This is a genomic window from Sinomicrobium halophytocola (assembly GCF_052983395.1).
This window is the reverse complement of sequence record NZ_JBRKIT010000011.1, coordinates 581358-595805: the sequence shown is the minus strand read 5'-3', so window position 1 is coordinate 595805 and position 14448 is coordinate 581358. Positions and strand designations below refer to the sequence as shown.

Annotated in this window: 12 protein-coding genes; 7 read left to right on the top strand and 5 right to left on the bottom strand. The window is 41.6% G+C overall.

Features of this window, described 5'->3' with window-relative positions:
• Window positions 1-232: 232 nt before the first annotated feature.
• From ACVBDY_RS04470 to ACVBDY_RS04460, 3 genes are all read right to left on the bottom strand, one after another.
• Complete coding sequence (locus ACVBDY_RS04470; protein ID WP_447174382.1) at window positions 233-466, bottom strand: tyrosine-type recombinase/integrase; 234 nt, start codon at window positions 464-466, stop codon at window positions 233-235.
• A 197-nt stretch (window positions 467-663) separates the two neighbouring features.
• A complete protein-coding gene (locus tag ACVBDY_RS04465; protein ID WP_447174381.1) occupies window positions 664-1107 on the bottom strand; it encodes a phage integrase SAM-like domain-containing protein in 444 nt (147 codons plus the stop codon).
• A gap of 123 nt (window positions 1108-1230) precedes the next feature.
• Window positions 1231-1494, bottom strand: coding sequence for an Arm DNA-binding domain-containing protein (locus tag ACVBDY_RS04460; RefSeq protein WP_447174263.1), 264 nt, complete (start codon window positions 1492-1494; stop codon window positions 1231-1233).
• Window positions 1495-2050: 556 nt separating this feature from the next.
• Here ACVBDY_RS04460 and ACVBDY_RS04455 point away from each other — a divergent pair.
• The 6 genes from ACVBDY_RS04455 to ACVBDY_RS04430 all read left to right on the top strand — a co-directional run bounded on the left by ACVBDY_RS04455 (window position 2051) and on the right by ACVBDY_RS04430 (window position 13044).
• A complete protein-coding gene (locus ACVBDY_RS04455) occupies window positions 2051-2587 on the top strand; it encodes an SDR family NAD(P)-dependent oxidoreductase (RefSeq protein WP_447174262.1) in 537 nt (178 codons plus the stop codon).
• Entirely contained in the window at window positions 2580-3833 is a 1254-nt protein-coding gene (gene fabF, locus ACVBDY_RS04450; RefSeq protein WP_447174261.1) for a beta-ketoacyl-ACP synthase II, read from the top strand. Before ACVBDY_RS04455 ends, fabF begins: the two co-directional genes overlap by 8 nt.
• A gap of 1300 nt (window positions 3834-5133) precedes the next feature.
• Entirely contained in the window at window positions 5134-8286 is a 3153-nt protein-coding gene (locus tag ACVBDY_RS04445) for a SusC/RagA family TonB-linked outer membrane protein (protein WP_447174260.1), read from the top strand.
• 131 nt (window positions 8287-8417) lie between these two features.
• Window positions 8418-9959: a RagB/SusD family nutrient uptake outer membrane protein gene (locus ACVBDY_RS04440; RefSeq protein WP_447174259.1), complete on the top strand. Its 1542-nt coding sequence runs from the start codon at window positions 8418-8420 to the stop codon at window positions 9957-9959.
• A gap of 282 nt (window positions 9960-10241) precedes the next feature.
• The gene (locus tag ACVBDY_RS04435; RefSeq protein ID WP_447174258.1) at window positions 10242-10358 is read left to right on the top strand and encodes a RagB/SusD family nutrient uptake outer membrane protein; all 117 of its coding nucleotides are present in this window, start codon (window positions 10242-10244) and stop codon (window positions 10356-10358) included.
• A 361-nt stretch (window positions 10359-10719) separates the two neighbouring features.
• Window positions 10720-13044, top strand: a complete 2325-nt coding sequence (locus tag ACVBDY_RS04430) for a GH92 family glycosyl hydrolase (protein WP_447174257.1) — start codon at window positions 10720-10722, stop codon at window positions 13042-13044.
• A 191-nt stretch (window positions 13045-13235) separates the two neighbouring features.
• Here ACVBDY_RS04430 and ACVBDY_RS04425 read toward each other — a convergent pair whose 3' ends face one another.
• Together ACVBDY_RS04425 and ACVBDY_RS04420 are read right to left on the bottom strand one after the other, a co-directional pair.
• The gene (locus tag ACVBDY_RS04425) at window positions 13236-13349 is read right to left on the bottom strand and encodes a hypothetical protein (RefSeq protein ID WP_447174380.1); all 114 of its coding nucleotides are present in this window, start codon (window positions 13347-13349) and stop codon (window positions 13236-13238) included.
• A gap of 155 nt (window positions 13350-13504) precedes the next feature.
• Complete coding sequence (locus tag ACVBDY_RS04420; protein ID WP_447174379.1) at window positions 13505-13594, bottom strand: hypothetical protein; 90 nt, start codon at window positions 13592-13594, stop codon at window positions 13505-13507.
• Between the two features lie 525 nt (window positions 13595-14119).
• Between ACVBDY_RS04420 and ACVBDY_RS04415 the strand changes: the two genes are divergently transcribed.
• Window positions 14120-14443: a hypothetical protein gene (locus ACVBDY_RS04415; protein WP_447174256.1), complete on the top strand. Its 324-nt coding sequence runs from the start codon at window positions 14120-14122 to the stop codon at window positions 14441-14443.
• The last annotated feature ends 5 nt before the right edge of the window (window positions 14444-14448 follow it).

Here is a 14448-nt window from a genome sequence, read left to right as displayed (position 1 = left end):
TCGAAAAAAACTAAAATCGATTGACAATTTATTAAAAAATACCAAAATATAATATTCCGCCACAAACCTAATCGCCAATCAATTTTCCTGAACTATAATACATTTCTCAGATTTATTTGTAGATTAGATAGTGAAAATTTTGACGAATGATTATTCTTGGCCTTCAATATTTTTTGCAACTTGAACTTTATTTTTTTCCATCTCAAAAACAATAATCTCGTAGATTATAAGTCTAATATTGATTAACCATTGTTCTTAATGTTAAGTGTCTGTTGTTCATTTTATTTCTAAGTATTTCCATATCCTCACTCACTTTCCGTTCAATGACCCTTGCATAAATTTGAGTCGTAGCCATTTTGGTATGGCCAAGTAGTTTTGAAACTGTTTCAATAGGAACTCCATTACTTAAGGTTACTGTTGAGGCAAACGTATGCCGTGCCATATGAAACGTAAGATTCTTTTTAATCCCGCAGGCATCAGCTACTTCTTTTAAATAAAGGTTTAATTTTTCATTGGTAATTACCGGAAATAAGGTTTCGGTAACCTGCGTAATAGGGTGGTCGACATATTTCTCGATATAATTCTTGTGCCTTATCCTGTAGCGGAATTTTTACCGAGGTTTTTGTTTTTTGGCGTTCAGTGATTATCCAATAGTTGCCGTCATTACCTTTGTGGATGTGCTCCGGGGGTCAATTTGATTAAGTCAGCATAACTTATACCAGTGTAGCAACTGAACACAAACAAGTCCCGAACCCTGTCCAGCCGGTCTATAGGGAAATAGTAGGTTTCTAAATTGGATAGTTCGTTTTCTGATAAGAATTCCCGTTCCCGTTTTTCCCAAGTGGGTTTCCATCTGATAAACGGGTCTTTGTCGAGCCATTCTATATGAAAGGCAAGCGTTACTATTTTCCGGAACCGCTGTAAATGTTTCATTACCGTATTATGACCCATTGCTATGGGATGGCTGTTGGGCCAGTAGGTATGCAGGTAGTCTTCAAAATCGCAAATGAATTTGTAGTTCAGTTGTTTCAGGTAAACATCAGAGGTTTTACGGACATTGTGTAAGAAACGTTTGATATACCCTTCGGTTACGCCAAAATTGCGAATGGTTCCGCGGCTTAGTGTGGTTTCAATTTTGCGCCTGTCGTAATCGATGAGGTTTTGAAGGGTTTTGTGGGATTCGGTTTCGCTGATATAGTGCGCCTTGATAATTTGTGAGGTAATCAGTTCTCATTTAAATTTGAGGTCTTGGTAATATTGAAATAATTGGGTTTTAACCCGCTCTAAATACAGATTAACTTGTCGGGCTTCTGTGAAAGTGCTCTTGGCTTTTTTCTTTTTGGTATCCCAAAGGGAAACGGCTATCTTTCGTTTGGTACTCATATTGGTGCGCTTGCCGTTAACGGTAACACAAACATAAATTAATACTTCATCGTTGGTGGCTTTTTTGAGGTCTGCCCCAAAAGTTGAGGAAAAGGTGTTTGTAGAACGCATAGCTATCGTCGTTTTAATGGTTAAACATTACAGACGAAAGTCAAAATTAACTATACCAATACGTTACGGCTTTTTTAATGAAAGTGTCAGTTGAATTGACACTTTGAAAATGAACTGACGGATTAACTGACATTTTCAATGAAATCACATCAAATTAAATGGACGCCCAAAAATTGAAAACCAAGAAATTCAATAGGAATTACGTGGTTTTGTAAAGAATTTGAATTCTTAAATATGACCTCGGCAGGATTTAAACCTAATTACCCCGACTTAATGAGATTTCTCCGGGAAATCCCTTTTTGTTGAAATTAAACCGGCTTATTTTCTTATTTATTAGATTCGGTATTCATATTTCAATGTGTTGTTTTTTCTGCTATTCTTCTGCTACTGGAAGTCCCGTTTTTTATACCTGACTCGCATTTGTATAAAATCGTTATTTTTTGTTACTTAACAATTTCGGGTAGTCTGTAGTTATTTGTGTTATTATAACATAATCAAAGTCTTATGAAAAAATACTACGTTCTTCTTTTACTCTTTACGGCTACTTTAGTTTCTGATGGACGGATACAGGATTGGTAATGCACATCCGGGCCTGAACATATTGATAAATAATGCGGGCAGTGCATTTGTTTACGATGTTTCGGAAGGAGTATCGTACCCGAACGCAAAATCGGAAATAGAAACCAATTATCTTTCTGTTATTCATATAACAGATCAATTATTACCCGTACTTCAGCAACAGGAAAGCGCTGCTATCGTCAATGTAACTTCCATTGCTGCGTTCAGGCCAATGGCAATACTCCCAACATATGCAGCAAGCAAAGCGGCTTTACACTTTTATACGGATGCTTTACGTCAGAAATTAAAAGATAACAAAAGCAATATCAAAGTTTTTGAGGTAATGCCACCGATAGTAAATACGGATTTTTCCAAAGATATAGGAGGAGAAAAATACGGGATCGCTCCCGGAGAAGTGGCCCGGAGTTTATTTGAAGCTTTTCGGAAAGATCGGTATGAAGTTCCGGTTGGAGCGACTACCTTTGTCCATCAAAAAATTAGCGAAGCATTAAGAAATATTGGTAAACATGACTAGAGTTGTTGTTACAGGGTTAGGAGCCGTCACCCCTTTGGGAAATACGGTTAAGGAATTTTGGGAAAATAGTGTAGCGGGTAAAAGCAGTGCTACGAAAATCACCCGTTTTGATGCATCGCGGTTCAGAACGCAAATTGCATGTGAGGTCAAGGACTTTGTACCGCAAAAATATCTGGATCGGAATGAGATCAAAAGAAGTGATCTGTTTACGCAATATGCACTTTATGCGGCAATGCAGTCCTGGGAAGATGCCGGTTTGCATATGGATAAAATGGATCCTTTCGACGTAGGGGTTATCTGGGGAAGCGGACAAGGCGGCATGGTTACTTTCGAGGATGAAGTAAGAAACTATGTAGAAGGAGATTATAATCCACGTTTTAACCCGTTTTTCATTCCCAAGTTATTGGTCAATATGGCTTCCGGAATGATCTCTATGAAATTGGGATTAATGGGCATCTGTTATACACCGGTTTCGGCCTGCGCCACTTCCAATACCGCTATTATGGATGCATACAACTACATTAAACTGGGGAAAGCAAAAGTATTTATTACCGGAGGTTCGGAAGCGGGAATTTCTCCGGCGTCCATAGGAGGGTTTTCAGCTTTAAAAGCGATGTCCAAACGAAATGATGATCCGGAAAGGGCAAGCAGGCCTTTTGATAAAGACCGTGATGGATTTTTAATGGGAGAAGGTGCCGGAGCCCTGGTTTTGGAAGAATATGAGCATGCCAGAAAGCGCGGTGCTAAAATTTATGCAGAAGTAGTCGGAACTGCAATGACTGCGGACGCTTATCATATGACATCGCCGCATCCGGAAGGAATTGGAGCTGCAAAATCCATGCAGTTGGCTTTGGAGGAAGCAAACCTGTCCCCGGAAGATGTTGATTACCTTAATGTTCATGCCACATCAACCGGTTTAGGAGATATAGCCGAACTCAATGCCGTTCAAAAGGTCTTTGGTTTTTCCAGAAATCTGCACATTAGCGGAACAAAATCCATGACCGGGCATTTATTGGGAGCTGCCGGGGCCATAGAAGCTATTTTGTGTATCCAATCCATCAACCATAATATAATTCCACCAACCATTAATGTAGAAGAACTGGATGAGACCATCCCCGAAGAGTTCCAGATTGTTACCAATACGGCTTTGGAAAAAGAAGTAAAAGTAGCAGTGAACAATGCCTTCGGTTTTGGAGGGCATAATTCCACGATAGTATTAAAAAAGATGGAGGAAAACCCGGATTGATCAAATTTTCCTAAGTAAAGTACAATAAAAAGCAATCCAATATATGGTTGCTTTTTATTTCATTATCTACCATACACGCATAAACCCGGCAGCCGTCCGATACTTTTGGTCTGAAGAGGATTGTTGACAATACCATTATTATTTTTACCAGCGATAATGGTCCCTTGCCGAGTTTCCGAGGAAGCGGGGCTGTGGGGCACCAAACTTTCCCTTTACGAAGGAGGCATCCGCATGCCGTAATGACGGGGAGTTGTATGGTATGGACAACGATCGCTACGAAACAAAAAACAGGGCAGGAGAATACCCCGGGATTATCAGGGAATTAAAAACGAAACTTGTTACCTGGAGTACCTATTTGCCGGAGCTAACACCGGACCGTGCCAATCCTGTAAGGAAGTAACTACCATCGGGCAGTCACTCGTTAGGATTATATGAGTATTCAGCGTTTCTTATGGGCCCTTTTATAAAATATTTACACAGTACAAAGGCGCTTGAGTGATTGCTACAGGTAACTGTATCGAAATCATGTTTATATCCTGGTTTTTTATTTCTTTAATAATTCCATTTGGTATTTAATCATTTTTATAAGGTGGCCGGCCTTCAGGAAGTGGCTTATCCAACGAAAATTGTACAGGACCTTTTCCTTTAATCAGACAGAATTTCATTCTTCAATATAATCCTTTAGAAGGAATCCAATGCCGGAAGGTAAAATTCTGCGAACTCCGGATATATTTATGTCGTAGGATATTCTCGTGAGAAAACCGTGATTTTAGTGTTTAAATTTTCAAAAAAAAACAAATAAGCCTGTCTTTTTTTGCGAGATAGATTTTTTTTCGTAAAATAGCATTATGTTAAAGAAATGTTAATTGCTTTTTGTGTTAAAGCCTAGAACCACGAGGGAGTATAGACCTACGTTTTTACTCTATCGCTAAAACGTTTCAGCCCATATGCTATACAAACACGTTAACGGTTACCCCGGATGAATTGAAGGATCAGTTAAAAATTCTTACTGTAAATACAATTCTTTTTTTGTGTGTTTTTAGAAGTATATGCCGGGATGTTTTAGAAACTGAACAGTTTAAGTTTTTTTGTTTGAAGTAAAAATTCCTTGCGCCGGTTAACTTTTTTAAGCAACATATCAGCGCCACATTGCGGGAAAAGACAACCTGTGAGGCAAAAGGCCTTTTTGCAGCCTCCCGATAATTATCGGGATGGGAAAAGTTTAAACAGCTTCTTAATAATAACACCACTCATTTTAACCATTCAAATTTTAAAACTAACACTATCTAAACTATTATTTATGAAAACTATCTTAATGAAAAAGCTTGTGCTTTTATCAGCCTTCTTATGTGTAGGGATGATAGCACAGGCGCAGGAAACGGTCTCCGGGACCGTATCTGATGCGAGAGGACCTTTACCAGGCGCGAACATTGTGGTAAAGGGAACTTCTAACGGGACCCAGACCGATTTTGACGGCAACTACACATTGAATAATGTGGACAATAATGCGACCCTGGTTTTTAGCTATATAGGTTATAAGACCCTGGAAATAGCTGTTAACGGGCAGTCTACCGTAGATGTAAATATGGAAGAGGATGCCAGTCAGTTAGAAGAGGTTGTATTGATCGGCTATGGCAGCCAGAAAAAATCCGATCTGACCGGGGCTGTTGGCCAGGTAGATGCGGAACAGCTCCAAGAACGTCCTGCAACGTCGCTTAACCAGGCTTTATCAGGTAAGGTCGCCGGGGTGCAGGTAAATTCCAACTCGGGCCGTCCGGGAGGTAAATCGAATATCCGGGTACGGGGTTTTAGTTCCATCAACTCTTCGAACAACCCTTTATACGTTGTGGATGGAGTGCAGTTGCCCCAGGGCAATCAGGATCAGTTCAGTTCGGCGATCGATTATTTAAATCCGAACGACATCGTATCTATCGAAGTACTTAAAGATGCCTCCTCCACAGCCATTTATGGTGCCCGGGGTGCAAACGGTGTTATTTTGGTAACTACCAAAAGAGGTCGGGCAGGGCAAGGCCGTCTTACGTATAATGTGGAGTATAGTGTAAATCAATTTGGTCCGAACAGGGCCAAGGTGCTCAATGCGGAACAGTATACGATGATCGAACAGCTTGCCTGGGAAAATAGCCAGAAATTCGATCCCGAGGGATGGGCGGCCGGTGAATATGCCCAGTACGAACCCAGACTCAAAAGAGCTGATCCTAATGTGGCATATCTGTTCGACAGCGACGGGAACCCCCTTTATGATACCGACTGGTCTAAGAAAGTGGTGCAACACAAACTCTCACAAAATCACCAATTGGGATTTTCAGGTGGCAACGAAAGGACCACCTATGCTATTTCTCTTGGTATCAGGGACGATCAGGGTCTTCTGAAGAACACTTATCTTAAGCGCTATTCAGGTAGATTTTCCATTGACGATCAATTCAGGTCGTGGTTAAAGATCGGGGGATCGTTGAGTTATAACAATCAAAGCGAAAATCTGGCCGATACCAACGACCAGGTACCACGTAGAATGGTCGAGGATTTTCCCTTTTATCCCGGCGTCAGGCACACAGGAGGACCATTGGAAGGCCTGTATGCCAACAATAGGGACTACCCTTTTGCGGAAGGTACCCGAAATTCGGTGAACTGGCTTGAGAATAACGAGTATATATTAAATACACAGACTTTTTCGGGTAGTGTGTATTCAAATATCAATTTCACCAGGGAATTGGAAATGAGAACGGTCATCGGATCTAACGTGTTAACTCAGGAGAATAACGAATTCCGTAGCAGTGTGCTGGATAATAATGCAGAAGCGAGGGCGCAATCCAGCAACGAAAAACAGACATTCTGGTCTATCGAAAACTACCTGACCTATAATAAGGAGATCAACGAGAACCATTCATTGACCGCTTTACTGGGAGTGTCCTGGCAACAATCCAATACGTTTTATGTCAATGCGGATGCAAGGAATTTCCCTACTGACTTTTTTAAATATAATAACCTGGGTGCAGGTTCCAACAACATTGCCGTGGCTTCTTTTGCCGACAAAGAAGCCCTTAACTCCTATTTCGGCCGCGTTAATTATAACTTAATGGGTAAGTATTTGTTTACAGTGACCGGTAGGGCCGACGGTTCTTCCAAATTTGGAGAGAACAACAAGTTTTCGTTTTTTCCTTCAGCGGCCTTTGCCTGGAGGATTTCCGACGAAGATTTTCTGGCCGACAGTAGCTGGATTTCCAATCTTAAATTGAGAACGAGTTATGGGGTGACAGGAAACTCCGAAATACCGCCATATTCCTCATTGTCCCTTTTAAGTTCAAATTACGCAACCATATGGAGCGATAATCGTGTAGGAGGAACCGGTGTTAACCGTTTGGCCAACCCGGATCTGAAATGGGAAAAAACAGCACAGTACGATCTTGGACTGGAATTAGGGCTGTTTGAGAACAGGATAAGCCTTGAGGCCGATATTTATTACAGGAAAACCACCGATATGCTATTGGACGCACCCGTGCCACAATCAAGCGGGTATGCAACGATACGACGAAATGTGGGATCTATGGAAAACAAAGGGCTTGAACTTACGCTGAATACAAGAAACATCGCTACACCCGATGTGACATGGAATACTAACTTCAATATTTCCATGAACAGGAACAAGGTGCTTTCTCTGGCTACACCTTCCGATATCTTCGGTGTAGGTGGTCCCGGTATTACCAACGAAACCAGTATTATCAGGGTAGGTGAACCGGTAGGTGCCTTTTGGGGCCTTACGCGCCTGGGCACCTGGGGCACGGATGAGGCAGAAGAAGCTGCCAAGTTCGTAAGCTATAGAAACGGTCTTACCATTTTGCCGGGGGATGTAAAATACAAGGATTTCAACGGTGATTATATTATCAATGATGAAGATAGGTCCATTATCGGTAATGGCTACCCAACGGCGTGGGGAACCCTGACCAATTACGTTACCTATAAGAACATAGATTTCACACTCGAACTTCAGTATTCATGGGGTAACGATGTAATGGATATGAACCTGCACTCCAGTGAAGACCGGCAGGGACTGGCCAATAGCTATACCACGGTTTTGAATGCATGGACCCCCGAAAATCAAAACACGATGATCGCTCAGGTCCGTGATACCCGGGCAGGCTATGTGACCAATGTTGATTCGCATTGGGTAAAAGATGGTTCCTTTGTTCGTGGTAGGAATATTATGCTTGGATACACTTTCGAACAAAACCTGCTCGAGCGTTTGCACCTGAAGAAATTGAGATTGTATACCTCGGTACAGAATTTCTTTTTGCTGGTTGACGACGAGCTTATAGGAGATCCTGAGATAATACCTATTCGTGGGAATGAAGGCAACAATGTCTTTTCGCAGGGAATGAAATGGCATGAGTATCCGAAATCGACAACTTTCGTCATTGGTCTGCAAGTCGGCCTGTAATTAATTATATCTAAATTAAAACATCATGAAACCGACATGTTTAAAAATAATCATTCTCCAGTGTGTTTAATGATTGTTTTAAACATCAAAGGTTCCATCTGACCGATAAAAAACAAATAAAAAACAAACAGATGAAAAATTACATAATAAAACATATAGGTAAATTTTATCTCGGTTCACTGCTGTTGTTAGCTACAGTGGGCTGCTCTGATTTTCTGGATGAGACCGCCCCCTCAGATTTAACGCCGGATACCTTCTATACCACGGCCAAACATGCCGAAGCGGCCATTGCGGCCACATACACCGATGCCAGGTTTATAGGTGACGGGGCAGGTATATTTTCTTCCAATTGGCAGTTGCTTGAGGCTCCGACAGGGACTTCCACAACACAGACCGCACAGAATTCCGATTTGAACAATCTGTACTCGTTATCTTACGATGCGAACACCCTTCACATAAGACAGTGGTGGCGTGGAATTTACAGGGTTATAGCCAATGCCAACCTTGTCCTTGAGAATGTCCCGGGTATTGATATGGATGAGGGAGAAAAGTCTAAAATATTGGGTGAAGCAAGATTTCTCCGTGCCTGGGCCTACTTTTATGCCGTAAGGCTGTGGGGCGATGTTCCTTTGATAACACTTCCCCAAAGTGCAACTTCCGAAGATTTCTTCCCGGTACGCACACCACAGAAAGAGGTTTATGATCAGATCGTTGCCGATCTTCTGGAGGCGGAAAATGCAGGGTTGTCGTGGACAGACGATAGTGGAAGGGTGTCGCAATCAGCAGTAAAATCGTTATTGGCCAAGGTTTATCTCACTATGGCGGGGCACCCCCTTAATGAAACGGCTCGTTATGCCGATGCGGCCAGCAAGGCCAAAGAGGTGATCGACAATGCCGGACCTATAGATCTTTTTGATACCTATGGTGAAGTGCACGATGAAAGCCTGGGAAATATGGTAGAACATATCTTTAGTTTGCAATATCATAGTGAAATAGTCGATGACCCACCTATGGGCAACATGTTTCCGAATTTTCAGCCTGTGACCTATAGAGGGCCTTCCGGAACCGGAAGTACGGTTCCCGAGATCGGGTTTTATAATTCTTTTGAGGACGGAGATCTCAGGACTGTAGATCGCGAAGGCTGGTTCTATAGCAGTTATTACCGGAATGGCAGCGGGGAACTGTTTGAGTTGGGTGCCCCTTATATATTTAAGCATTTTAACGTTACGGCAAACGGTACTTCCGGTGTTCCGGGTACGGCAAATGACAACCTGAATGTGCCTATTATTCGTTTTGCAGAGGTCCTGCTGATATTTGCCGAAGCCGATAATGAGGCCAATGGCCCTGGTCAGGCAGCCGTTGAGGCTTTGACCAGAATACGGGATAGGGCAGAATTGACTACCCCGACTCTCGGAGCCTTCAATACGGCATCATTCCGTGAGGCCATCTGGAAAGAGCGGTGGCACGAGCTTTGTTATGAACAGATCACCTGGTTTGATATGGTACGTCTCAGAAAAGTGCTTAACAGTGCTACGGGTGGGTTCGATGATTTTGTAGGTCATGTAAACCTCAGTTCAGACCAGGCGCTGCAGGAGAAGCATTTGCTGTTTCCGTTACCGGAACAGGAGACTATAAATAATCCGAACCTGACACCTCAGAATCCCGGATACTAAATCTCCCGGAGAGTAAAAGATTATGCAAAAGTGTCACATACGACGCAGTTAAAAAAACCGGAGGAAAATTCCCCGGAGATAGTTGATAATTTAAAGTGATTGTGAAGAGGGGGCCATCCCTCTTCACTTTTTTAATTGATGCCTGGAAAACGCAACAACCTGCCTTAAATTTCCATACTTTTAACGCAATAGGAATTCGTTGTTTAACAAGCTTGTCATCCATTCAAAAGAGAACATCTGAAGATTCATAGCCTCCGGAATAAATTCGATGAGATCACCGACATGAACCATTTCATTCTTGCTAACAAACGTCCTCTTGATTTTATCCTGGAGGAAAGGGCACGGGAACTGACAGGAGAAATGAACCGATGGATGGACTTAAAAGAACAGGAAAACTGATAGGAAGTACTTTATAACATAATCCGCATGCTGTCTTAAATAATGCCCTTAGCTCAAAACATCTTTTAAGACCTGTCTCCCGGGCCGGGATCGATAATACAGGAAGTATTACGCAGAATCCTGAATATTAATTAATATTGTAGTGTTTAGTGAATCCGGTTTAAGTATAGGCATGGAATTTTAGTCTGTTTATATTTTTATCAAATTGTATTTTTGATTTCTATGTAGCTTTTGTGTAATTCTGTATATCCTGTGTAATTATCTGTTTAACAATATTTTATTATGGGTAATTATACAAAGAACCACGGAGACATAGAATAAAGGTCTTATAACAATAAAAATTGCTTTACATAAAGAATAAATGAAGTCAATAAGCCCCCGTATAAACGATCTGATACGAATAAGTGTCATTCTTTTTTTCCTGGCATCGTGCAAAGACAAACAAACAGTATTCACTCAAAAGGAACGTATTGTAGACAAAGTATATCCCCTTCTCGATACTGAAAATTCGAGATGGTTTTTCTTTTCGTCGGCAAGCAGGCCGTTCGGCATGGTAAATTTGAGTCCGGACACACAGATCAATGGTGCCTGGGGAAGCGGTTATCGGTATAAAACAGATACCATAAAGGGTTTTAGCCATATACATGCCTGGCAAATGTCGGGGCTTTCGGTAATGCCGGTAACAATTGTCGGTGATAAAACTGAAATCTTTACAGACTTCTATTCAAAATTCAGTCACGATAATGAATCAATAAATCCGGGGTATCATTCGGTTGAGTTGGACAGGTATCAGATAAAGGCAGAACTGACCAGCACAAAACGGGTGGGATTTCATAAATATTCGTTTCCTGAAAACAAAAAAGGACATGTCCTTTTTAATTTAAATACCGTTTTGGGCCCTTGTGAAAATACAGAGGGTGTATTGGAAAAAACAGGGATCAGTGAATTGTCCGGTAAACTTATAGCAACCCCGACAAACAGGCGTCCCAAACCGTTGACCATACATTTTAAAGTTCAGTTCAACGTGCCCATAACAACCGTTGAACGCGATCCCGGAACAGGAAATTATCTGGTAGCCCTGGATACTTCGGACAAAACTGTTTTGATGAAAGTGGCCCTCTCCTACACTTCGGCAGAAAACGCGGCAAATAATCTACAGAAGGAATTACCGCATTGGAATTTTAACCGGGTGGTAGAAGATTCCAAAGATGAATGGGATGGATTATTGGGGAGAATTAAAGTTGAAGGAGGTACCGGAAAAGACCAAAGACGGTTTTATACAGACCTTTGGCATGCCTTGCAGGGGCGAAGGATCATTAGTGATGTAAACGGAGCATATCCAGACAACACCGGAGAACAGTTCAGGATCGGCCGGTTACCGTTAAATGCCGACGGAACACCGAAATTCAATCACTATAATTCAGATTCATTCTGGGGTGCACAATGGACCATAAATACCTTATGGGGACTTGTTTACCCGGAAATTATGTATGAATTTACGTGCTCTTTGATGCAGTATTACAAAGACGGAGGAATGATTCCCCGGGGGCCTTCCGGTGGCAATTACACTTTTGTGATGACAGGAGCTTCCACTACGCCGTTCGTCATCAGTGCCATCCAGAAAGGAATTGTAAAAGACAGCCTGGAAACGATTTACAATGCGCTTAAAAAAAACCACATGCCGGGAGGGATCATGGATAAAGCCGGATATGAACACCTTACCAATATCGGAGGAGGTTTAAAATATTACCTCGAAAACGGGTACATTCCCTATCCGCTTCCGGAAGGTACGGGTTTCGGGGGCCACCAGGACGGTTCCGGACAGACCCTGGAATATGCCTATCAGGACTGGACTTTGGCGCAATTGGCAAAAAGATTAAAGCATGCCGAAGACTATGACTATTTTATGAAAAGGGCCGCTAACTACAAAAATGTCTTCAACAAAAAAGCGGGGTGGATGGCTCCCAGGGATGTTAATGGCCAATGGAAAGCAGGTTTTGATCCGTATCAGTACGAAAACGGGTTTGTCGAATCCAATGCAGCACAGTCTACATGGTTTGTGCCCCATGATATCAAGGGCCTGGCGGCCCTGATGGGAGGAAAGGAAAAAGCGGCGGATAAATTGAACCGTCAATTTGAAGGTGCCCGGGAATTGGGATTCACCTCGGGAAATTCCCATGAGGCCGAACTACATCCCGAATACAGCAGGATACCCATCAATTACGGAAATCAACCATCAATACAAACAGCATTTATATTCAGTGGACTGGACAGACCGGACCTGACCCAATACTGGTCTGGACAAGTTGTTGATTGTGTTTTTTCTGACCTGACACATTCCCAAGGATATAATGGTGATGAAGACCAGGGCCTGATGGGAAGCTTGGCGGTATTGATGAAAATTGGCCTGTTTCAAATGAACGGAGGTACAGAAAACAATCCCGAATACCAGATTGGAAGCCCGGTTTTTGACAAGATTACCATTCATCTTAACAACGATTACTATCCGGGAGAAATATTCGAGATCAAAACCATAAATAACAGCTCGGACAACGTATTTGTAAATGAGATTCGGTTAAATAACGTTCCCGTTACATCCTACAAAATTTCCCACCGGGATATTACAAAGGGAGGGATTTTACAACTGGAGATGTCGGGTAAAAGCAATATGGAGGGAACTGAATAAAGCTATTGCATTATGCAGATAATGGGTATCTTTATTTTAAAATAGAGTCATTTAGGTCAGTATTATGAGTAATCCCTTTCCTGTATTGATAACAGCAGTCTTCTTCATGATCTGGTTGATGAGTGCTCAAAATAGTAGGCATGTTCCCAGACGTCGAGGGTAAGGATGGGGGGCTTTCATGGGAAGGATTTTCAGTTTGCCCTCCTGGTCTTGTGCCAGCCATGCCCAGCCTGAACGAACAGCTTGACGGCGGTTGTTGAGAATCTTTCCTTAAACTTTTCAAAGCTTTCGAAATCCCTTTCGATGTACGTTTTTATCTTTCCGGTGGGAACCTTACCCTCGTCGGGAGAGAGGCAATGCCAGAAAAAACTGTGATTTCAGTGCTGGGCAGCATTGTTAAAGAGCCCTGTGTTATTGTTTTTAAAACCCTTTCTGATGATATCTTCCAGGGGAATATCAGTCAACGGATATCTTTTATAAGTATATTTAAATTGTTGACATAGGCAGTGCGGTGCTTCCTGTAGTGATAATCAAAAGTCTTTTCGGTGATGATAGGTGCAAGGGAACTCGTGTCATAGGGTAATTCAGGCCATTGATATGTTGTTTTTATCTTTTCCGGTCTTTTAGTTTTATAATTTTTATGACTTTTTTGATCGCGGTTATTTTAGTCAGTTCCTGTACGGCTTCTTTCATCTCGGTTTGCATAAGGTTTGTATTTCTGATGCGGCGTTCAATACTCTTTTTTTCTTGTTGAAAGATTTGTATAACGTACTCATGGCCATTGTGAATAAAGTTTTACAGGACAAATTTAATAAAATGTAGTTTTTTATAAAAATTAATTTAGATAAGACTAAAAATGTATTTTACAACGTACTGTTTTGAAGTATGGTTTTTACATCCTGCATATTGGGTAAAAAGATCATTTTTCAGCCTCCTGATAATTATCGGGATGGAAAAAGTTTAAACGAGCTCACTCTCTTTTACGGATATAATACTTTAAATTTGCAAAAAAATACGGGTGCATCGTTTTTCCGGTTCCATAGCATTATTATTTGTTGCGTTATATCTGCTGGCTATGACTAAACCCGTAATGCCTGTAGTGGACTATCTGGTCAATGAAGATTACATAGCGGAATATTTTTGCGTTAATAAAGACAGGCCCGAATTACAATGTAACGGACAGTGTTATCTTGCCAGGCAACTGAAAAAGCAGCAGGAAGATAAAAAACAGGGTATACCGTCCATTCAGCTAAAAGAATACCCTATTGGTTTTGTAAATATCCTGGAAATACCGGTTTCCGTATTGTTTACAACCAGGAAAAAGAATGCGGATTACATCAATCATTATACAGAGGAAATTAACTTTTCCGTTTTCCACCCTCCTTCCTTTTTAGATTAATATTT

What these genes read in the sequence shown, in the direction of transcription:
- ACVBDY_RS04445 (WP_447174260.1), top strand. Translation starts at nt 5,134, where the DNA reads ATGAAAACTATCTTAATGAAAAAGCTTGTGCTTTTATCAGCCTTCTTA.
- ACVBDY_RS04455 (WP_447174262.1), top strand. Translation starts at nt 2,051, where the DNA reads ATGGACGGATACAGGATTGGTAATGCACATCCGGGCCTGAACATATTG.
- ACVBDY_RS04435 (WP_447174258.1), top strand. Translation starts at nt 10,242, where the DNA reads ATGAACCATTTCATTCTTGCTAACAAACGTCCTCTTGATTTTATCCTG.
- ACVBDY_RS04460 (WP_447174263.1), bottom strand. Translation starts at nt 1,494, where the DNA reads ATGCGTTCTACAAACACCTTTTCCTCAACTTTTGGGGCAGACCTCAAA.
- ACVBDY_RS04415 (WP_447174256.1), top strand. Translation starts at nt 14,120, where the DNA reads ATGACTAAACCCGTAATGCCTGTAGTGGACTATCTGGTCAATGAAGAT.
- ACVBDY_RS04430 (WP_447174257.1), top strand. Translation starts at nt 10,720, where the DNA reads ATGAAGTCAATAAGCCCCCGTATAAACGATCTGATACGAATAAGTGTC.
- fabF (WP_447174261.1), top strand. Translation starts at nt 2,580, where the DNA reads ATGACTAGAGTTGTTGTTACAGGGTTAGGAGCCGTCACCCCTTTGGGA.
- ACVBDY_RS04440 (WP_447174259.1), top strand. Translation starts at nt 8,418, where the DNA reads ATGAAAAATTACATAATAAAACATATAGGTAAATTTTATCTCGGTTCA.